16 protein-coding genes, 1 other RNA gene and 1 pseudogene are annotated in these 23,886 nt (G+C 34.2%); 6 read left to right on the forward strand and 12 right to left on the reverse strand.

Annotated elements, in window-relative coordinates; translation table 11 throughout:
- Positions 1–111: 111 nt before the first annotated feature.
- On the reverse strand, positions 112–4,503 hold the full coding sequence (locus E0F91_RS05930) for a DUF7507 domain-containing protein (protein WP_132065404.1): 4,392 nt from the start codon (positions 4,501–4,503) through the stop codon (positions 112–114).
- A 590-nt stretch (positions 4,504–5,093) separates the two neighbouring features.
- On the opposite strand from E0F91_RS05930, the gene E0F91_RS05935 reads away from it, so the two are divergent.
- From E0F91_RS05935 to E0F91_RS05945, 3 genes are all read left to right on the forward strand, one after another.
- Positions 5,094–5,579: a SixA phosphatase family protein gene (locus E0F91_RS05935; protein WP_132065405.1), complete on the forward strand. Its 486-nt coding sequence runs from the start codon at positions 5,094–5,096 to the stop codon at positions 5,577–5,579.
- Positions 5,576–7,663, forward strand: coding sequence for a polyphosphate kinase 1 (gene ppk1, locus E0F91_RS05940; RefSeq protein ID WP_132065406.1), 2,088 nt, complete (start codon positions 5,576–5,578; stop codon positions 7,661–7,663). The genes E0F91_RS05935 and ppk1 overlap by 4 nt, the downstream gene beginning before the upstream one ends.
- 87 nt (positions 7,664–7,750) lie before the next feature.
- Positions 7,751–8,641 (forward strand): Ppx/GppA phosphatase family protein, encoded by an 891-nt coding sequence (locus E0F91_RS05945; protein WP_132065407.1) that lies wholly within the window; start codon positions 7,751–7,753, stop codon positions 8,639–8,641.
- An 11-nt stretch (positions 8,642–8,652) separates the two neighbouring features.
- Here E0F91_RS05945 and E0F91_RS05950 read toward each other — a convergent pair whose 3' ends face one another.
- Positions 8,653–9,069, reverse strand: a complete 417-nt coding sequence (locus E0F91_RS05950) for a DNA polymerase III subunit gamma/tau (RefSeq protein WP_243698847.1) — start codon at positions 9,067–9,069, stop codon at positions 8,653–8,655.
- Here E0F91_RS05950 and E0F91_RS05955 point away from each other — a divergent pair.
- On the forward strand, positions 9,044–9,259 hold the full coding sequence (locus E0F91_RS05955) for a hypothetical protein (RefSeq protein ID WP_132065408.1): 216 nt from the start codon (positions 9,044–9,046) through the stop codon (positions 9,257–9,259). The two genes, E0F91_RS05950 and E0F91_RS05955, sit on opposite strands and share 26 nt — an antisense overlap.
- A 43-nt stretch (positions 9,260–9,302) precedes the next feature.
- Here E0F91_RS05955 and dnaX read toward each other — a convergent pair whose 3' ends face one another.
- Both dnaX and E0F91_RS05965 read right to left on the reverse strand, forming a co-directional pair.
- A complete protein-coding gene (gene dnaX, locus E0F91_RS05960) occupies positions 9,303–10,388 on the reverse strand; it encodes a DNA polymerase III subunit gamma/tau (protein ID WP_132065409.1) in 1,086 nt (361 codons plus the stop codon).
- Between the two features lie 223 nt (positions 10,389–10,611).
- The gene (locus E0F91_RS05965; RefSeq protein ID WP_132065410.1) at positions 10,612–10,908 is read right to left on the reverse strand and encodes a hypothetical protein; all 297 of its coding nucleotides are present in this window, start codon (positions 10,906–10,908) and stop codon (positions 10,612–10,614) included.
- Between the two features lie 118 nt (positions 10,909–11,026).
- Here E0F91_RS05965 and rnpB point away from each other — a divergent pair.
- Positions 11,027–11,359, forward strand: an RNA gene (rnpB, locus tag E0F91_RS05970) — RNase P RNA component class A.
- A gap of 79 nt (positions 11,360–11,438) precedes the next feature.
- Here rnpB and E0F91_RS05975 read toward each other — a convergent pair.
- The 6 genes and pseudogenes from E0F91_RS05975 to E0F91_RS06000 all read right to left on the reverse strand — a co-directional run bounded on the left by E0F91_RS05975 (position 11,439) and on the right by E0F91_RS06000 (position 18,864).
- Positions 11,439–13,223 (reverse strand): chloride channel protein, encoded by a 1,785-nt coding sequence (locus E0F91_RS05975; RefSeq protein ID WP_073355508.1) that lies wholly within the window; start codon positions 13,221–13,223, stop codon positions 11,439–11,441.
- Between the two features lie 42 nt (positions 13,224–13,265).
- Positions 13,266–13,934 (reverse strand): DNA alkylation repair protein, encoded by a 669-nt coding sequence (locus E0F91_RS05980; protein WP_132065411.1) that lies wholly within the window; start codon positions 13,932–13,934, stop codon positions 13,266–13,268.
- A gap of 53 nt (positions 13,935–13,987) precedes the next feature.
- Positions 13,988–15,673, reverse strand: a complete 1,686-nt coding sequence (gene ggt, locus E0F91_RS05985; RefSeq protein WP_132065412.1) for a gamma-glutamyltransferase — start codon at positions 15,671–15,673, stop codon at positions 13,988–13,990.
- Positions 15,674–15,688: 15 nt separating this feature from the next.
- Entirely contained in the window at positions 15,689–17,374 is a 1,686-nt protein-coding gene (ggt, locus tag E0F91_RS05990) for a gamma-glutamyltransferase (protein WP_132065413.1), read from the reverse strand.
- 283 nt (positions 17,375–17,657) lie between these two features.
- Positions 17,658–17,936, reverse strand: a pseudogene (locus E0F91_RS17945) (GxxExxY protein).
- A 343-nt stretch (positions 17,937–18,279) separates the two neighbouring features.
- Complete coding sequence (locus E0F91_RS06000) at positions 18,280–18,864, reverse strand: acyl carrier protein phosphodiesterase (RefSeq protein ID WP_132065414.1); 585 nt, start codon at positions 18,862–18,864, stop codon at positions 18,280–18,282.
- Positions 18,865–18,982: 118 nt separating this feature from the next.
- On the opposite strand from E0F91_RS06000, the gene glmM reads away from it, so the two are divergent.
- Positions 18,983–20,371 carry a phosphoglucosamine mutase gene (glmM, locus tag E0F91_RS06005; protein WP_132065415.1) on the forward strand — a complete coding sequence of 463 codons (1,389 nt, stop codon included), beginning with the start codon at positions 18,983–18,985 and terminating at the stop codon, positions 20,369–20,371.
- 76 nt (positions 20,372–20,447) lie between these two features.
- Here glmM and E0F91_RS06010 read toward each other — a convergent pair whose 3' ends face one another.
- Together E0F91_RS06010 and E0F91_RS06015 are read right to left on the reverse strand one after the other, a co-directional pair.
- On the reverse strand, positions 20,448–22,985 hold the full coding sequence (locus E0F91_RS06010) for a TonB-dependent receptor (RefSeq protein WP_132065416.1): 2,538 nt from the start codon (positions 22,983–22,985) through the stop codon (positions 20,448–20,450).
- Complete coding sequence (locus E0F91_RS06015) at positions 22,972–23,886, reverse strand: FecR family protein (RefSeq protein ID WP_132065417.1); 915 nt, start codon at positions 23,884–23,886, stop codon at positions 22,972–22,974. Before E0F91_RS06015 ends, E0F91_RS06010 begins: the two co-directional genes overlap by 14 nt.

Below are 23,886 nucleotides of genomic sequence, written 5' to 3' on the forward strand. Positions count from 1 at the left end.
GAAGGATAGTTAAGAATAATTTCAATATTATTTATATTAAAGAATAGGGCTAATTCATTTTTTTAACCTGAGGAAATTTAAAAATCCTCAGGTTTTAAAATTAAGTCAAAATTACTTAGTAAGGTATAAATACCCGTCTAATTTTTTGATTTCCACTTTACCATTTCCATCAATAGTACTGTAATTTAGAATATAAAAGTAAGTTCCGGTAGGTAAACCTGAAGACTGATTAACAGTTGTTCTTCCACGAGAGATACCTTCAAAATTATTAGATTGATTATTGTAGTTTTTAGTTTCAAAAACTAATACACCCCAACGGTTATATATTTCAACAGTGTTTTCCGGGTAGCAATCAGTATCATCAATATTATCAATAACAAACACCTCGTTTATACCGTCTCCATTTGGAGAAAAGGCGTTGTGAACTAGAATTGTTCCACAACCTAATACTATAGCTTTTTCAACAACTACAGAATCTGAAGCACTGATACTAGTGTTATCTGGAGTCAGTCCATTCGCAGTAGCAGTGTTAATAACACTATTGTTTACTAAATCAATATTAGTGATAGTGTAGGTCTCGTTAAACAGTTGAGAACCGCCAGGTGCTAAGCTTGCTATAGTTGTACTCAATCCAGTTAATGGATCAGTTACTAGTACTTGATATAATGTGACTGTACCAGTGTTTTTAACCTCGATAGTATAATTAATTACATCTCCAACTAAACTATAACTATCAGTCGAAGCAGTTTTAACAACTTCTAATTTTGCATTTTGCACTAATGGAGTAGTAGTAGGCGTATTGTTATTAACAGCCGTACCAGAGATATCCGTTACATCATTTCCTTTAGGATCTTTGGCTGTAGCCAAAGCTGTGTTTACAACTTTACCGGCATCGATATCCGCTTGAGTTAAAGTATAAGTTCCGTTTAAAGTTGCAGTCGCTCCAGCAATAAGAGAAGCAATTGGACTATTTGTGATGGTTAACCCTGGCATTGGATCGGTAATATTAATATTTGTTACCGTTACATTTCCTGTGTTTGTCACAGTGAAGCTATAGTTGATTTTTTCACCAACTTGTGCGAAACCGTCATTATTAGTATCAGCGAACACTCCTGTTTTGACAAGAGCAATACTTGGCGTTTGGTTTAGCGGCGTATCAGTAGGAGTATCGTTAGTCACGGTAGTACCAGAGMTATCCGTTACATCATTTCCTTTAGGATCTTGAGCTGTAGCTAAAGCCGTGTTGACCACTTTACCAGCATCGATATCCGTTTGMGTAATGGTGTAAGTTCCTTTGATAGTTGCATTAGAAGCGCCTACTGCCAGGGTTGCAATTGGGTTTCCAGTAATGGTTAAACCTACCATTGGATCSGTCACTACTACATTAGTCAGTGTTGTATTTCCCGTATTGGTTACTGCAAAAGTATAGGTAATTACATCACCCACTTTACCCGTTCCACCTACAGCAGCTGTTTTGACAAGAGCAATACCCGACTCTGTTATTGCATAAGAATAATTTGCAATACAACCATTATTATCTTTAATTTGAACACTATAAATGCCCTTTGCTAAACCAGTAAGATCTTTTGATGTAGCTCCATTAGTCCATAAATATGTATATGGAGATGTTCCCCCAGAAACAGTCTGAGTTATGGTACCATTGCTACATCCCACACAATTATTGTTGTTAGTAACAATTGCTATAGCAGCTAATTCATTGCTGGGTTGAGTTATTACAACTTGAGCTGTAGCCGAACAAGAACCAGTAGTGTTTCCGTTAGGAGCAGTAGCAGTAATTGTATATGTTCCAGCAGGTAAGTTTACATTAGAAACTACATTGTTAGAAGAATTGGTGATTATTACAGTAGAACCAACGCTATTTGTGACAGCGATAGAACCATTTGCTTCACCAAAGCAAGACACATTAGTAGCGATTCCACTCACCGTCACTGCTATTGCAGGTTCAGTGATCGTTACTGTTTTTGAAGTAGTACAAGAACCGTTTGTAGCAGTAATAGTATAAGTTCCGGGACCAAATTTAGTTTGAGCACTTAAGTCAGCACCTGTATTATTTAATTTGATAGTTGTAGTTGCACCTGCACTTACACCCGAAATTGAGATAGTTCCATCAGCAGCACCGTTACAAGAAACATTAGTTTCAGTAACAGTTACAGTTACCGGAATAGGTTCTGTTATTGTTACTGTTTTTGAAGTAGTACAAGAACCGTTTGTAGCAGTAATAGTATAAGTTCCGGGACCAAATTTAGTTTGAGCACTTAAGTCAGCACCTGTATTATTTAATTTGATAGTTGTAGTTGCACCTGCACTTACACCCGAAATTGAGATAGTTCCATCAGCAGCACCGTTACAAGAAACATTAGTTTCAGTAACAGTAACAGTTACCGGAATAGGTTCTGTTATTGTTACTGTTTTTGAAGTAGTACAAGAACCGTTTGTAGCAGTAATAGTATAAGTTCCGGGACCAAATTTAGTTTGAGCACTTAAGTCAGCACCTATATTATTTAATTTGATAGTTGTAGTTGCACCTGCACTTACACCCGAAATTGAGATAGTTCCATCAGCAGCACCGTTACAAGAAACATTAGTTTCAGTAACAGTAACAGTTACCGGAATAGGTTCAGTGATCGTTACTGTTTTTGAAGTAGTACAAGAACCGTTTGTAGCAGTAATAGTATAAGTTCCGGGACCAAATTTAGTTTGAGCACTTAAGTCAGCACCTGTATTATTTAATTTGATAGTTGTAGTTGCACCTGCACTTACACCCGAAATTGAGATAGTTCCATCAGCAGCACCATTACAAGAAACGTTAGTTACCAGTGCAGTAACTGTTGGTTTTGCATAAACGGTTACTGTAATTTGTTTTTTAGGACCGATACAAGAATTCCTTTCCTCAGCGACGTAATAAGTAAATATTCCAGGAGTACTGGTGTTAGGTATTAAGGTTGCTTGACCTAATGCGTCCACTGAACTAAAGTAAAGTAAAGAATTAGCAGAGTCGTTAGGAGTTCCAGTTAGAGCCTGAGCCAAATCACCTTCACAGTACTCTACATCTAAAGCTGTAGGGATTCCTGGTAATGGATTTATAGTTAATTTAACAGGTGTTCTTGTTATACTAGAGCATGAACCATTATTTGCTTGTGCATAATAAGTTTTTGAACCTACACCTATTTGAGTAGGTAAAGTTACTATATTTCCACCAGTGGCTGCGTCATACCAAGCTATACCCCCATCAGTTGTTGCAGCTGTTAAAGTTTGAGTTGTTGTTCCATCAGAACATACTGTTTGATTATTAATTATTGGAGCAGTTGGCGTTTGATTTATTGTCACTATTACGGCGATTCTTGCACTTTCGCATCCATTAGTGGTTTGGCTTGCATAATAAGTTCCAGAAACCAATAAATCTGTGTTTGCGTATAAAGCACCTCCATTTGCTGCAGAATACCATTTTATAGATGTGCCATTTGCAACTAAATCACTAACTTTTTTTGTGTCCCCTGAACAGAAATTTTGATTTGTAGCAGTTGGGATTGGAGTTTCTGTGACTGTAATTAATGCTTCACTTGTAGCAATATTAACTCCACTACAAATACCTAAATTAGTAAATACTGCTCTGAATTTAGTTGTTTTCGTTAAGTTTATAGGAGTGTAAGTAGTAGCGGTAGTATTTATATCTGTCCAAGTAGTAAATGGACTAACTGATGATTGCCACTTTACAATAGTAGATCCAGCTGTAATACCATTAGCCGTTAAAAGAGTGCTATTGTTTCCTGAACATATAGTAGTTAATGCTGGAGTAACAGATCCTTTTAAAGGGATTCCAAAAGTTAATGGAATGTCGTTACATCTATTTGATGTAGAAGATCCACCACTTACTGAAGCCAATTTAGTGACTTTAATTAAACCAGGATTATTTAAATCACAGATATCAACTCCTATGCTTGCAAAGGGGATATTAAATTCTAAAAATGTTCCATCTGATGAATTGCAGCCATTGAAATTACCATTAGTAGCGCTTAAACCATTATTAGATATAGCGGTTAATGTTGATCCATTTCCAGTGAAGAGTGTATATGTAGAATTATTTTTAGCATTTAGTTCTATAATATATTCTGCTCCAGCTACGGCTAAGAAACCTCCAAACTGATCAGAAGTCAATCCTGTTGTAGGATCATTATCGGTATCTAAATAAACTCTAAATAAAGCTGACCCAGAATTACCAATTTTCATTCCAATTTTTAGTACAGCTGTGTTTGTGTTTACTTTGGCAAATATTGTGTTAATATCGCATGTTGTACTTGCGCCACTATTTACTATTTGTTTAAAGAATATTCCAGTGGCATATTCATCACCTACTGAGCCTGGACCTGGGCAATAATTTCCATCCGTTCCGCTTTCTTGACTATAACCATTAATTATATTAGCGAATAGTAAAATAATGGAAATTAGAATGATTTTTTTAAGTTGGAGTAATTTTGTTTTCATAAAATCTATTGTATATGATTTTTCCTGATCTTTTATTAACTATCTGATTAATAAATGTATATTTTTTTAAATGCTAATTCTTTAAATAAAGTGAAATACAACAAAGCTAATTTTTTGAAAATTTGAGTGAATGAATTTTCAAATAAATTACAAAATTCGGAGTAGAAATTTTTTGAGGTAAAGTATTTTTTTATCATGTAGGTTGATAGTTTAGATTTGAGTTATTTTCTTTTAAACAGGGCGACGTTCAAGGAGCCAAATTAAATGTAAAAAGTTAGAGTTAACTTTTTTTTCTATAAACAACACAAAAAGTCGTTTAAGTACATTTTTATGTTAATTCAATCTTAAAAAAATATAAAAAAAATATAAAAATCGCTATTACAGAGACATGCTTGCTAGAATAAATTAGTGTTTTTAACATTAATTTATAAGAAGATTACACTAGTAATATTTATATTAAGTAAGTTTTTAATAAACAATATTTATACTTTATTACAGAATAAAAAGTTAAAAACAAGGATAATAAATTTTAGTTTTGTAAATTGTATTTGATAAATTTTACTAGTTGATAACAAAATTATTTTCCACTCATGAAAAACTTATTTTTGGTTCGCCATGCAAAATCAAGTTGGGAAGTTCCCATACATGATAAAGATCGCGGTTTGACTTGTAAGGGTGTAAAAGATGCTCATCTAGTATCGTCCGAAGCTAAAGATTCAATTCCGAAAGCGTATGTAATTTTTAGTAGTACTGCAAAAAGAGCAACAAACACAGCGTTAATTTTTGCTCAAAATTTAGCCTATCCTATCGAAAGTATCATTTACAAAGATGATCTTTATACATTTGATGAAAATGATTTAGAGAAAGTGATCAAATCCTATAGTAATTCTTATGAAAGTGTCATTCTTTTTGGACATAATGGAGCAATTACAGATTTTGTTAATAAATTTGGGGATGTTTATATCGAAAATGTTCCAACTTCAGGTTTTGTTCATTTAAAATTTGAAACAGAGGACTGGAAAAAAATAAAGAAAGGTAAAATTGAAAAAATAATATTTCCCAAAAATTTAAGATGAATAAAGTATTAGAATATAAATATATTGATAGAGAAAAAAGTTGGTTGGCTTTCAACGCACGTGTATTACAAGAAGCAGGCGATAATTCAGTTCCTTTATTAGATCGGTTGCGTTTTTTGGGAATTTTTTCAAATAATTTAGATGAGTTTTTTAGAGTTCGTTTTGCGGCTATTAGACGATTAAGTTTAACGGGCATATCTGGAGAAAAATACTTAGGAGGGATTTCGGCACAGCAGTTAGTTAAGGATATTACTGAAATTGTTATTCAACAACAATCTGAAAGTTTACGAATTCTAAACATTATCGAAAGCGAACTGGAGACTAAAAACATATTTATTATTACGGAATCAGATATTACCATTGAACAGGAAATTTTTCTAAAAGATTTTTTTATTCAAAAAGTGAGTCCTGAGCTAGTTACCATTATCTTAAATGATTTGGCAGAATTCCCTGTATTAAAAGACACTTCAGGGTATTTAGCTATTAAATTAGTTATGAATAAAAATTCGGAAGTTCGTTATGCAGTAATCGAAATTCCTAAAACAATTAATCGTTTTGTTGTATTACCATCCAATAATGAAAAACAGTATATCATACTTTTGGATGACGTAATCAGACATAATTTGAGTAATATTTTCAATATTTTTGATTACAAAAGTGTTTCTGCTCACATGATAAAAATTACTAGAGATGCGCAATTGGATATCGATAGTGATTTGAGCAAAAGTATGATTGAAAAAATAGCATTGAGTGTAAAAGACAGAAGAATAGGAGAACCGGTGCGTTTTATTTATGACCAACTCATCGAAGAGGATACACTGCAGTTTTTTCTAGATAAAATGAAAATTGTCTCTACAGATAGTATTATTCCAGGAGGAAGATACCACAACAGAAGGGATTACATGAATTTTCCAAATCTAGGGAGGTATGATTTATTATATCAAACGAACGATCCATTACCTATACCAGGATTAAGTTTGGAAGGGAGTATGCTGGAAAAAATAAGTGAAAAAGATTATTTATTGAATGCTCCATATCAATCCTTTTCTTATCTGACCAAGTTTTTGCGAGAAGCTGCGTTAGATCCTAAAGTGGTTACCATAAAAATCACACTGTATCGATTGGCCAAAAATTCTCAAATCATTAGTTCCCTTATTAATGCTGCCAAAAACGGTAAGAAAGTTACCGTTCAAATTGAACTACAAGCTCGCTTTGACGAGACCTCTAATATTTCCTATGCAGAGCAAATGCAGTTAGAAGGTATTGAACTTATTTTTGGAATAAAAGGGCTTAAAGTACACAGCAAAATTTGCGTTATTGAAAGATATGAAAATGACAAAATAAAGCGCTATGGTTTTATTTCTACAGGAAATTTCAATGAATCAACAGCCAAAGTGTATACGGATGTTACCCTTTTCACTAGTCACCAACAAATTCTGAAAGATATCATGAGGATATTTGAGTTTTTTGATATCAATTATAGGGTACATCGCTACAAACATCTGATCGTTTCGCCACATTACACTAGAACACGATTTGTGAAATTAATAGACAGAGAAATTACCCATGCATTAGCCGGAAGAAAAACACATATTAAACTAAAAATGAATAGTTTGTCTGATTTCGAAATGATAGATAAGCTATACGAAGCCAGTAGAGCAGGAGTTAAGATTCAACTTGAGGTGAGAGGAATTTGCTCCTTAATACCTGGTATTCCTGGAATGAGCGATAACATTGAGGCCATAAGTATTGTTGATAATTATTTGGAACATTCTAGAATTTATATTTTTGGTAATGCAGGGCAAACAGAAGTTTACATTTCATCTGCGGATTTCATGACCAGAAATCTAGATGGTCGGGTCGAAGTAACCTGCCCAATTTATGATCAAGGTATAAAAAACGAACTAATTGATAATTTTGATATTGGGTGGAAAGGCAATGTAAAAGCTCGTTTTCACTCGTATAAATTAGATAATAAATACCGCTATCGCAATCACAATCCTATTTTTAGAGCACAATTAGAAACTTATAAATACTATCAAAATAAACTCCAAGCAGAGTCTCAAATTAAAGCTAAAGTATAATTATTTGATTAAGATTAAGCACCTTATTTTTGAATCTTTCAAGAAGGAATAAATCATTAGTTAAGAAATAAAACGAATCAATAAAAGATGATTAAAATAAAAAAATATGCAGCAATTGATATTGGTTCCAATGCCATGCGTTTGTTGATTGCAAATATTGTGGAACAGGAGGGAAAAGAGCCTCAATTTAATAAAAGTTCCTTGGTTCGTGTACCCATTCGTCTTGGGCAGGATGCTTTCACTGTTGGAGAAATTTCAGAGGAGAATATCGAAAGAATGTGTGACGCCATGAAAGCTTTTAATCTTTTAATGAAGGTACATAAGGTAGAACGTTATATGGCATTTGCTACATCAGCGATGCGTGAGGCCTATAACGGAAAAGAAGTTGTCGCAATAATTAAGAAAAAAGCCGATATAAAAATTGAAATTATTGATGGTAAGAAAGAGGCTGCCATTATTGCTTCTACTGATTTACATCATTTATTGAAAACAGATCAAACCTATCTTTTTGTTGATGTTGGTGGCGGAAGTACCGAATTCACCTTGTTTTCTAATGGGAAAATGATTAATTCAAGATCTTTTAAAGCAGGAACGGTGCGGTTGCTAAATGATATGGTCTGCGATGTAGTTTGGGATGAAATAGAAAAATGGATTAAAAGTAATACGCAAGAATATGACGATGTTACACTTATAGGTTCCGGTGGAAATATAAATAAACTGTTTAAAATGTCTGGAAAGATACAAGAGAAACCGCTTTCCTATATTTATATGAATTCGCAATATACTTTTTTGAATTCTCTTACTTATGAACAAAGAATTTCTGAACTAGGGTTGAATCCGGATCGTGCTGACGTAATTATCCCAGCTACAAGGATTTATTTGAATGCTATGAAATGGAGTGGAGCACGGAATATATATGTACCAAAAATTGGACTTTCTGATGGAATTGTAAAAGCAATGTACTACGGTAAAATTTAGTTTTACATAAATTATGCGTCTAAATCTAATCCAAATGTTGTGCGTAATAGTTCAATATTTGGATTAATTTCTAAAAATCTATTATACCTGTCCTGGTCATTGAAACTTCTTTTATTTTCTACGCTTTCATTGACTATCACTTCGATTGTAATATCATGATTGTGTAAGTGTCCTTTCAAGTAGCCTAGAAGCCCATTTAATTCTTTTTCAAAATCTAATTTAGAACCTTCATTTGGTAATTCAATTGATATCGCAGTGCCATTTAATTTTGGATCGTTAATGAGTAATAAGGATTCCATAATTTTGTAACCTTTGTCTCCTAATCGTTGGGCATATTTATTCCAATACAACAACATTTCTGTCTCGGTGAAAGATTCCGTGGGTAAGTGAAGTACTTCTTTTATGATTCCTTTACTGCTTTCTTCCAATGCTTTTTTGGCTCGAATGCTCGATAATGAAAACGCAGAAACTTTTGGTCCTTCGGATTGTGCAATACTACTTTTTGTTGCGGGACTAGCAACTGGAATTGATGGAACAGTAGTTTTAGTTTCCAGTTCTTTTATTGGAACTGATTCTATAACTTGTATAGCAGGTTTTGGATCTTCAATTGTCGGTTGAACCGTTATTGAATAATCGTTCTTTCTATAATAAGTAGGTGGAATTATATATTGCTCAACTTTTTTTTTTCTCCATCAAAAGTGATAGAGGCCAGTTGCATTAGGCAAAGTTCAACAAGAAGTCGTTGGTTTTGACTCAGTTTGTATTTTAAATCACAATCGTTTGCAATCTCAATTCCTTTCAATAGAAAGTCTTGACTGCATTTTTGTGCTTGCACCCCATACATTTGCTGTGCTTGTTCCCCCACTTCTAATAAAGTTAAAGTTGCAGGTGTTTTAGAAACTAATAAATCTCTAAAATGAGAAGCCAATCCCGATACAAAATGATGCGCGTCAAAACCTTTAGCTAGAATTTCGTTAAAAGCCATTAATAAATCTGGTATTTTATTTTCCAAAAGCAAGTCGGTGATGTTGATGTACGTTTCGTAATCCAACACATTCAAATTTTCTGTAACGGCCTGACGTGTTAAATCTTTTCCACAAAAAGAAACTACTCGGTCAAAAATTGACAAAGCATCACGCATGGCACCATCAGATTTTTGAGCAATAATATGCAAAGCGTCATCTTCAAAAACTACGCCTTGACTGGTGGCAACTTCGGCAAGATGCTCTTTGGCATCTTTAACGGTAATTCTCTTGAAATCAAATATCTGACAACGAGAAAGTATCGTTGGAATAATTTTGTGTTTTTCGGTCGTTGCCAAAATAAAAATAGCGTGCTTAGGCGGTTCTTCCAATGTTTTTAGGAAAGCATTAAAAGCTGCCGAAGACAACATGTGAACCTCATCGATAATATAGACTTTGTATTGTCCCGTTTGTGGCGGAATCCGCACTTGGTCAATAAGATTCCTTATATCATCAACAGAGTTGTTCGATGCAGCATCTAATTCGAAGACATTAAAGGCAAAATCTTCAGTGGGATCATCATATCCTGGCTGGTTAATTTTACGAGCCAAAATACGGGCGCAAGTTGTTTTTCCAACGCCACGAGGTCCTGTAAATAACAATGCTGAGGCTAAGTGATTACTTTCTATGGCATTCAATAAAGTATTGGTAATGGCTTTTTGTCCTACAACATCTTTAAATGTTTGAGGACGATATTTACGGGCCGAGACAACAAATTGTTCCATAGAAATTTTATTCGAAAGCAAATATAGGTTTTAATTTAAAGATGGAAAAATTTAAGTATTGAAAGATTTTAGAATTTTCAAAATGGTTTTTGTTTACCAAATTCCATAGCCCAGGTAGTAGTGAAAATCCTTATGCGCCGTGGTTCGGCGGATAAGATTGCAACGGATAGTTGGAAATAGCTCCTGAAAATAGTATCCACTATGATTTTTTTAAAAGGATTTATTATTTTCTTCCTTTGATGCTAAGATCAATTAGAACCCTTGCGGCACCATTATCAGAATTTGCTGCATATCCCGCTACAAACACACCTTTTTTACCTGAAGTAGATTTGATGCCATAAACTGTTGCTTCGTCATCTGGATTGGTGTCTCCTTCGTAGCGGTAAATATGTTGAATTTCATAATGGCTTGGGTTTTTTACAATATCTTCATCATGAAGATTAAAATCAAAGGTAAATCCCATTTCATTCAAATCATCTAAAGCTTTAGAAACGGTGGCATAATGATACATATTTGACATAATAGAGATTTTTTAGTTATTTATTAAAGGTAACTATTTTATTGTGAATTGATTGTAAAAGGCTTGTTAAAGTAAGTAACAGTAAATGAAAAAAAAGAATTAAATAGTGTAAGTTTGCACCGCAGACCGCCTTATCGCCGTTTTGAGCAATCAAGAGGGAGGAAAGTCCGGACACCAGAGGGAAGCATAGCGGGTAACGCCCGTCGGTCTCGTCTTTACGGATGAGATTAGGACAAGTGCAACAGAAAGTATGTACAGGTAATGCTGTAGTGAAACCAGGTAAACTCTATGCGGTGAAATATCAAGTATATCAGCATTTAAGGGCTTCTCGTCCGTTGCTGAAGGGTAGATAGCTTGAGTCTCGTAGTAATATGAGATCTAGATAAATGATAAGGGGACACTGAAATAAATTCAGTGTTTACAGAATCCGGCTTATAGGTCTGCTTTTTTTTCAATGGGTTCTTCAGATTTACTTTTAAAAGCAAAAGAAATTTATTAAAGCAGCATTCTCCTTTTTGTTTCGTGCTATACTATTCAATCGTCATTGATTTTAGTTTTGTTCTATAAGCCTCCAGTGCTATAGATTTAGAAATAAAACCATAGTATTTTTCCTCTTTAAGAACAGGTAAAAATGCTTTTTTTGATTTCTCGAACTTGTTCATTACTATTTCCATGCTGTCATCAGGTGAAATTATTTCAATAGGCGCAAGCATAATCTCTTTGACCAACGTATATTTTACGCGGTAGGAATTAAATATTATTTCTCGAATATCATTAAAGTGAACGATTCCTAATAAGTTTTGTTTTACATCAACTACACCAAATATTACTTGATTGGAATGGGAAATTAAATCTACTAGTCGTTCTAAATTTTCATCAGGAGTAACTGTTAAGAAATCAGTTTGTATGATGGAATTGGTCTCTAAAGTAGATAGCACATTGGTGTCTTTATTACTAGTAAAGGCATGTCCTTTTTCCACTAGCGTTTTAACATCCATGGAATGTTTTTCGAAACGTTTTGAAATCGCAAAACTAATAGAGGCCACAATCATTAAGGGAATCATTAAGTTATAACCTCCAGTTATTTCTGCTATTAAGAATATCGCAGTCAACGGAGCATGAAACAAACCACTCAAGATTCCAGCCATACCAACCATAGTAAAATTACTGATTGGCAAGTTAGTGAGCCCGGTTAAATTTAGAAATTTGGAAAAGAAAAATCCAACATAAGATCCTAGAAACAAGGAAGGAGCAAAGTTACCGCCGTTTCCACCGCTACTTAGGGTTATCCCTGTGGCAAAAACCTTTAGCATCATTGTGCTGCCTACAAAAAGTAATAGCGCCCAACTGTTGTCTCTAAACTCACTAAACAACGTGTTTTCTAATAATTTTCCTGGATCACTCTCGGACAATGTTTTAATACTTTCATATCCTTCACCAAAAAGTGTAGGAAAAATAAAAATAAGTACCGCTAAAATGGAAGCTCCAAATAATGCTTTTTTATAGGGTGATAATTTTAGTCTTGCAAAGAAATGTTCTACTTTCTGGAAATTACGGGAATAGTATATGGATATAAATCCTGTTAACAATCCTAACAAAATATAATAAATAATGTTATGATAATCAAAACTTTGTTGTTGTTTGAAGGACAACAAAATTTTCTCGTCTAATGCAATTACGGAGACCAAAGCACCTGTTGCAGCCGCAATCATGATGGGTGTAAAGGCTGCAATACTCACATCTACTAGCAATACCTCAATGGCAAATAAAACACCTGCAATTGGGGCGTTAAAAGCGGCGGCAATTCCGGCAGCAACGCCGCATCCTATTAGTAAAGTTCGGTCTTTGTAACTCAACTTGTATTTTTGTGCGTAATTCGAACCAAAAGCTGCACCAGTAATCACGATAGGACTTTCTAAACCAGCGGAACCTCCTAAACCAACGGTTAATGAACTGGTGACGATTTGAGCGTACATTTGTTTTTTGGGAATAATACTTGCTTTTTTAGCGACAGCGTATAAAATTTGGGAAGTGCCTTTTTGGATTTTCCCTCCTAAAACTTTCTTAACCACTAAAACAGTCAATATGATACCTATGATAGGTAGAATACTATTAATGAACCCTAATTTCAAGATTCCGTTAACGTAAGTCGCGAATGAAAAAACCCAGTGAGCAAACGTTTTTAGCACAATTACAGCAAATGCAGAAGAAATACCCACTAAAACGGCGGATAGAAATATAAACTGTTTTGGAGTCAATAAAGACTGCGCAATTGCAATTACTGTTTCTAGTTTTGAAATATATTTTTTGAACATGATATTTTTTAAAGGGGATACAAAACTACTATTATTTTAATCCTAACACATATTTTTTAATGCTTCTTTTGTACTTAATTTTTTTAAATCATTGGATTTTACAAACGCTATAACGTCTTCAGGACTTGTTTTTGCATATTCTCGTAACGCCCAACCGATTGCTTTTTGAATAAAAAATTCTTTAGAATGGGAATGCTTTAAACATTCGGAAAATAAAAAATCAGCATTTGTTTTTTGTTTATAACCCAATTGAAATAAAATTGCACTTCGATTCAACCACATATTTTTTGCTGTTGAAAATCGTTCTATTACCTTTTTGGTTTCTAATGGGAATTCCGTTAAATACTGACCTAAAATGTACTTTGCAATCGTATCGACACTGTCCCACCAAGAATTATCTCTTATCAGTTTTTCAATCAGTTGAATATCTTCTTTTTTATATTTTCCTTTGCCTTCTTTTATCAAAATTTCAATGGCGCAATAATGAAATTCTCGTTCTATTTTTGAATATAATTCTGATACAATTGCTCCTGTATTTGCTGAAACTTCTTGTTTGTTTTCTTTCCAAATTTCCTTAAAAATACGCCTTCTTTCTTCCGTTTTTATCCCAAAAAAAGTAAAGTTGTTCTTCATGTATTTTGCCATCGCAAATGCATTTTTTGGATTTTTATTTGCTGTAAAAGCGCTTTCTAAGGCAAGTATAAAGTTCATAAGTATTAATTTTTTCCGTCATCGTGAGCGCTTCCGAAGTTTGGGGAGAAGGATTAAAATCCTACGGCTTTATCGTCTCCTCTAAAATCAGCACCACCTTCCATTTTGTTATTTGGTAAAACCAATATGGCATCCACTTTACCTATAACAGGAGTTGTCTTTTCATTGATTAAATATCCTTTTGATTTTAAGGTTCCAAATGTTTTAGTGTCGAAAGTGTTGGGTTCAAATGTGATCAAATCCGGTAACCATTGGTGATGAAAACGAGGCGCATTTACCGCTTCCTGCATACTCATACTGTATTCATAAACATTTAAAATGGTTTGCAATACTGATGTAATGATTGTTGAACCACCCGGAGAACCGACAACCATAAATAATTTACCGTTTTTCTCTACGATGGTGGGAGTCATGGAACTCAACATTCGTTTTTGTGGCGCAATACTGTTGGCCTCATTGCCCACTAATCCAAACATGTTAGGTTCACCTGGTTTGGCACTGAAATCGTCCATTTCGTTATTTAGGAAAAATCCCAATTCATCACAATAATATTTAGATCCATACCCATCATTAAGGGTGGTGGTTGACGAAACGGCGTTCCCAAATTGATCAACAATGGAATAATGTGTCGTCTCTGTACTTTCATTATACGTCACTTTTCCTTCTTTTATTTCCGATGATAAATTGGCTTTTTCAAAACTAAAATTTGACATTCTTTGTTTCAAATAACCATCTGCCATTAAAGCTTTCAAAGGGATTTTTACAAAATCAGGATCGCCCAGATAATAACTTCTGTCTGCGTAAGCGCGTCTTTCTGCTTCTACAATAACTTGAATGGCTTCGGTTGAATTATGGCCCATTTTTGCTAGGTCAAAAGGTGCAATCATTTTGAATATTTGAGCCAGACATATTCCGCCACTGCTGGGTGGAGGCATCGAGATTACCTTTAAATCTTTGTAGTCAAAAGTGAGTGGTGTTCTCCATTTGGCTTCGTATTGAGCCAAATCTTCTATCGTGATTATGGCTCCTTTTTCCTGAAGGTATTTCACTAATATTTTAGCAGTTTCTCCCTTGTAAAATTCATCTTTGCCATTTTTTGAAATTCTTTTCAATGTAGCGGCTAGTGCAGGATAGCGGATGATATCATTTTCTTTAAAAGCCCTTGCAAATAAGGTCTTGTCTCCATTTACCTTGATGATTTTATCTCGATACGCAGCCAATCGGTCTTCTTGTTTTTTGGTAACAACAACTCCTCTTTCTGCTAGTGCAATAACAGGTTTCAGAATTTCTTCGATCGGTAATGTACCTAATTTTGCATGAACTGCAAAAACGCCGGCAATTGTTCCGGGAACACCAATAGCTAGCGGAGATTCGGTACTCTTACCTTTTATTACATTTCCTTTTTCGTCTAGAAACATATTTTTTGTTGCTGCTAGTGGGGCTTTTTCTCGGTAATCTAGAGAACCAATTTCGCCATTTGCTTTTCGATACACCATAAAACCGCCACCGCCTAGATTTCCTGCAAACGGATAGGCAACTGCCAAAGCCAATTCGGTAGCAACCATTGCATCAAAAGCATTGCCTCCATTTCTCATGATTTCAACACCAATTTTGGAAGCTTCTTCACGTGCCGAAACGACCATCGCTTGATTAGACACTAATCCGGTGGGTTGAACACTATTTTGTTGGGTTTTGCAACCAATAGATAAAACACTCAATAGAATAATAATTTTTTTCATTTTCAGTATATAAATTTAAAAACCAACGGCTTTGTTATCGCCTCTTTTATCAGCGCCACCTTCCAATTTGCCGTTTGAAAGAACCAAAACGGCATCGACTTCGCCAATAATTTCTTTATTTTTTTCATTGATGCGATAGCCTTTTTTCTTCAAATCAATCAATAGTTTTTTATCGAAAGAATTGGGTTCAAAAGTAATCTCATCTGGCATCCACTGATGGTGAAATCTTGGAGCATTTACGGCTTCTTGCATACTCATTCCAAATTCATAGACATTCAATATCGTTTGTAAAACGGATGTAATTATAGTGGAACCTCCCGGCGTTCCTAAAACCATGAAAAGTTTTCCTTCTTTTTCAACAATCGTTGGCGTCATAGAACTCAACATTCTTTTTCCTGGAGCGATGCTGTTGGCTTCACTTCCCGTAAGACCATATAAATTAGGGATACCTGGTTTTGCACTGAAATCGTCCATTTGATTATTCAAAAAGAAACCTAATTCGTCGCAATATATTTTTGACCCATAATTATCATTTAAAGTTGTAGTTGCTGACACTGCATTGCCGGCAGCATCAATTATAGAATAATGCGTAGTTTGGTTGCTTTCATATCCTTTGATTGTTCCATGCGCAATATCAGAGGATTTTGAAGCTTGATCAAATGAAAAATCCTTCATTCTTTTTTCTAAGTACGGTGGGCTTACTAATTCTTTTATTGGAAGTTTTACAAAATCCGGATCACCCAAGAAATAATTCCTGTCCGCATAGGCTCTGCGTTCAGCTTCTGTAAGTACTTGGACTGTTTTTAAGCTGTTGTGTCCCATTTGTGAAAGGTTGAAAGGGGCAATCATTTTCATAATTTGATTCAGACAAATTCCACCGCTGCTTGGTGGTGACATCGACGTGATTTTTAAATTTTTATACTGAAAAGTAATTGGAGTTCTCCACTTCGCATTGTAACTATTTAAATCTTCCATTGTGGCATTTCCACCTTTTTTAGCCAGAAAAGCAATCAGTTTTTCAGCTGTTTCACCTTTGTAAAACTCATCGCGACCATTTTTCGCAATTCGTTTAAGTGTTGCTGCTAGTGCGGTATATTTTATAGTGTCATTTTCTTTATAAACTTTGGAAAACAAACTATTTTTACCATTACTTTTCACAAAGGAGGCTCTATAATAAGCCAAACTTTCGGCTTGAAATTTAGTGACAACAACACCTCTTTCTGCCAAAGCAATTACGGGTTTTAGAATTTCACTGATGGGTAAAGAACCATATTTTTTGTGTACTTCAAATATTCCAGCTATTGTTCCCGGAATTCCAGATGCCAAAGCCGTTGCTCTACTTTTTCCTTCTATTACATTTCCTTTTTTGTCCAGAAACATATCTTTAGAAGCTGCCAAAGGAGCTTTTTCTCTATAATCGATAGCTCCCGTTTCGCCATTGGCTTTTCTGAAAACCATAAAACCACCACCACCAATATTTCCAGCTTGTGGATGTGAAACTGCCAAAGCCAATTCTGTGGCAACCATCGCGTCAAAAGCATTTCCACCTTTTTTTAGGATTGCAACTCCAATTTGCGAAGCTTCTTCCCGAGCTGAAACTACCATAGCTTTTGAAGTTACTAAGCCGGTAGGTTCTACCGTTTTTTCATTCGATTTACAGCTTAGAATTGCTAAGGAAAGGAAGAGAATTATTTTTTTCATTTTTAAGATGGTATTTTGGTTTTATGTGTAAAGTTGTGGTTGTTTTTATTATGTATTACTTCAAATGTTCTAACCACATAGAGACATAGAATATTAGTTTGTATATTAAGAAGCTTCGCTTAATATTAGATTTCATAGGTGGATTTATTTATTCTTTTGGTAAGATTTTATAAAATTCATTAACAAAAATCCTTTGTCCCTCCTTGAAAATATTAAACCAATTAAAATTTATCAAAATACCTTTCGGTGATTTTAATAATTTCATGTGATTCAAAAGTTTAGCTTAAAAAGCAGGATGGATTTCTGAAACGGCTTTAAATTCAATAACAATCAAGTTTTCAATTAACAAATCACATCTAAAATCAGATTCCATCATTTTGCCCTTGTAAATTACAGGTATTTTATGCTCTGAAATAAAATTAATATTTCTTAACCTTAATTCCTCTTTCATTCATTGATGATAAACACTTTCTAGTAAGCCTCTACCCATGATTTTATGAACTTCTATTGCCGCACCAATAATTTGAAAGCTTAAATCATTAAGATATTTTTGTGTAATCATTCCTTAGACTATTTCAAATTAATACTATTTTTAGACTGTTATATCTTTAAACGAATACCAACAGGTATAATTTATTTTTCAGATTTTTTTTGAAAACACAGTAACAACTAAATTTTATAGCTATCTAATTTTCAAAAATATTTCGTTTCTAAATCATAAATTGTAACTCTGTTAATCCAAGAATTGGACTATAGATTTCTTTTTTTCTATGTTTCTATGTGGTTAATTTTCATTTAATTTATTTCAAAAATTTTAATTATCTTATATAAGAATGTAGGTAAATTTATTATCTCAATTTTAACCAATTAAGAAAAATCTATATTTTTATGTGATAACATTGTAATCATTCATCAAGTATTTTTTGTTTTACAAAAGTCCTCAGTTGTTCAAAGAATGCTGTAAACTCGTTTTCAAAATCCGTGTAAAACTCTTGTAGTTCTGTTGTAGCAAACCGCATGTTTGATTGATTTTTTGTCCGGCTATCCATTTGCGTTAAAATGTGGTCAATTCCACTGATTGTTTGGTAACTTACCAACCAATTTTCCTTAAATAGAATAGGCATTATTTTTATGGTTCTTTCCGAAAGCACGTTGTTGTTATCCCGTAAAGATTGATAAAAACGCTCAACGAAATCCTCCAGTTTTTCATCGGAATAACTACTCCAATTTTTAGCTAAAAAATGATCGTAAAAAATATCTACAATCACTCCAGCATAATGGTGATAATGCTGATGAAGACGTTTCGTACTTTGTCTAAAAACAGGATGTGCATCTGTAAACGTATCAATGGCACGGTGCAGTATGATTCCTTTTTGAATTTCTAATGGATAACTTTCAAAATGTTTTCCCCGAATTCCATCGGCCATGAAGTTACCAATTTTAAGTAGATCATTGTTGCCAGAAAGATAGATGTGTGCTAAAAAATTCATTCGCCTAATTTAGGAATTTAAATGATGAATTTGAAATCTAATTGACTTTTGTAATCCGTCAATTATTATATTTGTAGGCAATTTAAAATTTACAATTCAAAAATTAAAATAATAAGCAATGACTTTAATAAAATCAATATCGGGAATTCGTGGAACAATAGGAGGGAAAGTAGGGGATAATTTGACTCCACTTGATGCAGTAAAATTTGCTTCGGCTTACGGAACTTGGTTGAAAGATTACATTGGAAAAGAAAAAATCACTGTTGTTGTAGGTCGTGATGCCCGAATTTCGGGACCAATGATTCACAATTTGGTTGTGAACACTTTAATTGGTTTAGGAATAGACGTAATTGATTTGGGGCTTTCGACAACACCAACTGTTGAAGTGGCCGTTCCGTTAGAAAAAGCCGAAGGTGGAATTATCTTGACCGCTTCGCACAATCCTAAACAATGGAATGCCTTGAAATTATTGAATAAAAAAGGAGAATTCTTAAACGGAGAAGAAGGATTAAAAATTCTTGAAATTGCCGAAGCAGAAGCTTTTGATTTTTCGGATGTGGATGATTTAGGAGTCATTCTGATTAACGATGCTTATATGGATATTCATATTGATGAAGTATTGAATTTGCCTTTGGTAGATGTTGATGCAGTAAAAGCAGCGAAATTCAAGGTAGTAGTTGATGGTGTAAACTCATCGGGTGGAATTATCATCCCAAGATTATTGGAACTAATGGGCGTTGAAGTGGTGGAGTTATACTGCGAACCAAACGGACATTTCCCTCACAATCCAGAACCGTTAAAAGAACATTTAACTGATATTTCAGAATTAGTTGTAAAGGAAAAAGCCGACTTAGGAATTGTTGTGGATCCTGATGTGGACCGCTTGGCTTTCATTTGCGAAGACGGTGAAATGTTTGGTGAAGAATATACATTGGTGGCTTGCGCCGATTATGTATTGAGTAAAACACCAGGAAATACAGTTTCTAATATGTCCTCTTCTCGTGCGTTGCGTGATGTGACGAATTCGCATAACGGAAATTACGAAGCCAGTGCAGTAGGCGAGGTGAATGTTGTGGAATTGATGAAGAAGAACAATGCTGTAATAGGTGGTGAAGGAAACGGTGGAATTATTTATCCTGAGTTGCATTACGGTCGTGATAGTTTGGTAGGAGTTGCGTTGTTTTTAACGCATTTGGCTAACAAAAAAATGAAGGTTTCTGAGTTGCGTGCTTCGTATCCTGAATATTATATGAGTAAAAATAAAATCGAATTGACGCCACAAATTGATGTCGATGCAATTCTTGTTGCCATGACAGAGAAATACAAGAACGAAGATATTACAACCATTGATGGTGTGAAAATTGACTTTGCTGAAAATTGGGTGCATCTAAGAAAATCGAATACTGAACCAATTATTCGTATTTATACGGAAGCGGCTTCACAAGAAAAAGCAGATGCTTTAGCACTAAGAATTATTGATGAAATAAAGGCAATTGCTGGGATATAAAACCGTATTTGATACAAATCAAACCCTTTCAAAATTAGATTTGAAAGGGTTTTTGTTTTTTACGATAGGTACGAAATTAAAAACTCACTCTGAAACTTACATTTGGTGTTAAGCCAAGTGCTTTATTATCTACTTGAATGGCATCATTCTGGTCATTCGGATTCACTTTGTAATAGCGATTGATTACATTATCTTGATTGGTAACATTTATCACTCCAGCAGCAAAGGAAGCTTTAATTGATTCAGATAAATTGAAATTATAATTTAAAGAAGCATCTAAGCGCATGAAATCATCTAAGTTTTCACTGTTTGGGAGACCGTAATTCACCATCGTATTATTTCCAGATCGAACCGTTTCTTGACCCGCTAGTGGCCTCGTGTATGGGACTCCATTTCTCCAAGTACCACCAATAGCAATTTTTAAATTTTTAAGAACGTTATACTGAAAACCAATTGATGTAGAATGTCTGATATCTGCATTATTGGGAAATGTGGTTGGAGTAAAAGTATCGAACTTGTAGTTGTTTTTGCTGAAAGTATAACTCAGCCAAACGCTGTATTGACTTGCCGTCTTATTAGCTAAAAATTCAATCCCTTTTGCAGTGTAACTTCCATGGGCATTTTTGTATTGAAAATTGTTGTAAAAACCTTGATTGTAAGCCGTAATACCATCAACAATTTTATAAAAACCTGTAGCTTCAATATTTAATTTATTTTTATTGAATTCTAAACCAAAAGAACCTTGCTTACTCGTTGCAATAGGAATGTCTTGATTGTTTACCAATACCCAGCGTCTTTTTTCAACTCCTAAAAAATCATCTTCAAAGTCTACAATTTGAGTTGTAGATTGATTTTTAAACTCTCCTTCTAACTTTAATGCAAATTGATCCGATACTTGCTGTCGAATGTTTATTCTGGGTTCGAGCAAAAGTTTTTCAAATTTTTGAAAATAATTCGCTCGTATGCCAACTCTCAAATAGGTGTTGTGTTTGTTGTATTCCAACTCAGTGAATAAAGCGTGGTTCAATAAAACCTCTTTTTTAGTACTGGAATATAACGGAGCACTAACGGTGGTTTGATTTAACATTCCCGTTTCATTGAATTGGTACCCGAACAAGAAATTTAAATGATCGCTTGTTTTGTAATTGACATTTAATTTAACGCCTGTTTCTAGTACTTCATTGGCTTCGGTTAAGCGCTGATCTGTTTCTACTCTGTAATCTACAGCATCAATATTGTATTTGGAAAAGTAAGTAATGAAGTTTGAACTCAATTTTGGATTCCATTGTGCTTTCCAGTTGCCTCCGTAGCCACTGTTTTTCTGGGATAAAGTACTGCTTTTAGATTGGGTTTCGTTTGTATTTGCAGTCACACGCTCGGAATAATCCAAAGCGTTGTTGATACCAATAATATTCGCTCTGAATTGATGTTTTTCGTTCAAATCAAAAAGGATTTTAGCGGTATAATCATAAAAATAAAAATCAGAAGACGTATCGCGTTGATCGTTATCGGTATTGATTTCGGTATCCTGAAAACTGCGATCAAAATATTTAGTGTAGGTAGGAGTGGTAAACAAATCTGTAATCGATCGTCGACCTGAAACATGTAATTCTAATTTGTTAGTTATCGGAATTTCTAAAAAAACATCAGAGCTAATGGAGTTAATCCCTGCACCACCAGAAAAGGTATTGGTCACCACATCTTTGGTGTACATGTTAATTGTACTGGAAACGCCATCACTGTAAGCAGCACTTGTTCCGTTTTTACTTACGATGACTTTGTTCGTGAGATTGGGGTTATAAGCGGATATCAATCCGAAAAAATGACCGGAATGATACATTTTGATATTGTCCCAAAGTACTAAATTTTGATCATTCGTACCTCCTCGAACATTTATATTGGCAATGCTTTCATTTGTACTTTCTACACCCGGAAGTGCTTGTACTGATTGCAAAATGTCAGGCGCTATTAAACCCGGAAGTATCCCAAATTTTTTAGTGTTCAAAACAGTACTTCCATCCAAGTATTTTTGCAATCCAGTCGTTAGATATACAGGAACCAAAACCTGATTTAGTTCTTCATTTTTCGTAGAAAGAACAATTTCTTTACAATTGTTTTGTGTCGAAAATAATTCGTTAGCAGAAAATGATTTGGACTCAAAGCCTAAATAAGAAATGTTTACGGTTGCATTAATTGGAATATTTTGTAAACTGAATGTTCCATTTTCATTAGTGATAGTACTTTTTTGTATATTGTTTACAACTATTGAAGCACCTATTAAACGGGATTTATTCTCACTTGACAACACAATCCCACACACAGAAATCGTTTTGTTAAGTATAGAAACCGTAACGTATCGATCGTTTAAAGCCTTAAAGTTTAAAAGTGTTTTGGAGTTGAGATAATCGATTGCTTCTTGCAAGTTCAATGAATTACTTGGTTTGTCAATTGTAATTCCAGCTACATCTTCAACAGCATAGGAAAACTTGACATTAAATTGCTTTTCGATAGTAATTATGACTTCACTTAATGGTGTTTTCTTGGTTGTATTTTGTCCATTACAAAAACAGCTCATACAAATTAGCAAATATACCAGCCATTTATTGATCGCCATAGTTGTATAATAAAATGGTTTTGCCCTTTATTTTATAGCTCAATTTAAGCGGAATTGTAATTGCTTGCAGCGCGATATCTTTATCAGTGTGGGTGAAACTTCCTGTAAAAAGTTTGGAAGTATTCACACCTTCCGCTTTAATTTTTACATCGTATTGGCGTTCTAGTTCTGCAATAACCTGATTTAATGGAATTTTAATAAAACTTGATTCCTGCTCCAGCCACGAAGGATTTTTTGTACTAAAATCTGCAATCTTTTCGATTGTACCATTGATAACTCGGAACGTTTTTCCGGGAGGTAATTTAATAGTTTCCTTGTTATAGGTAACACGCACCAAACCTTCGTAACAGTGCACTTCAAAATAGTTTTTACGTTCTTTTACATTAAATTGTGTTCCTAGCACTTGTACAATTCCAACAGTTGTTTTTACACTAAAGGTTTGTCCTTTTTGAACTTTAAAATAGGCTTCTCCTTCTAAAGTTAAAGTTCTATCATCCGCCCATTTTTTTTCATCAAAACTTAATTTTGAAGTGGAGTTTAATATTACTTCAGAAAGATCAGGCAGAATTACTGATTTTGTTTGTGCTATTTGGGTTTCAAAAGAAGTAATGTTGTTAAAAAACAAGAAATACGCTGAGGTTAGCCCTACCACTAAGACAGCAGCTATTTTGTAAAATGCAGTAAAGTTTAAAGTCCTTTCTTTTGTTTTCTTTTTTGAAAAGTTTTTAGCATTAAAAGCCTCGAAAGCAACTTGCGCATCTACTTTTGGAGTTTCCAATTGTGATGCATAATGAGCAATCTTTTCAAGTGTATCAAAATCTTCAGATTGTTTCAAATCTTCGATTTCTTTGCTTGAAAGCTCATTATTGAACCATTTTAATATCTCTTTCTCGTTTTTCAT

Source organism: Flavobacterium sandaracinum (genome assembly GCF_004349135.1).
Classification (GTDB): Bacteria; Bacteroidota; Bacteroidia; order Flavobacteriales; family Flavobacteriaceae; genus Flavobacterium; species Flavobacterium sandaracinum.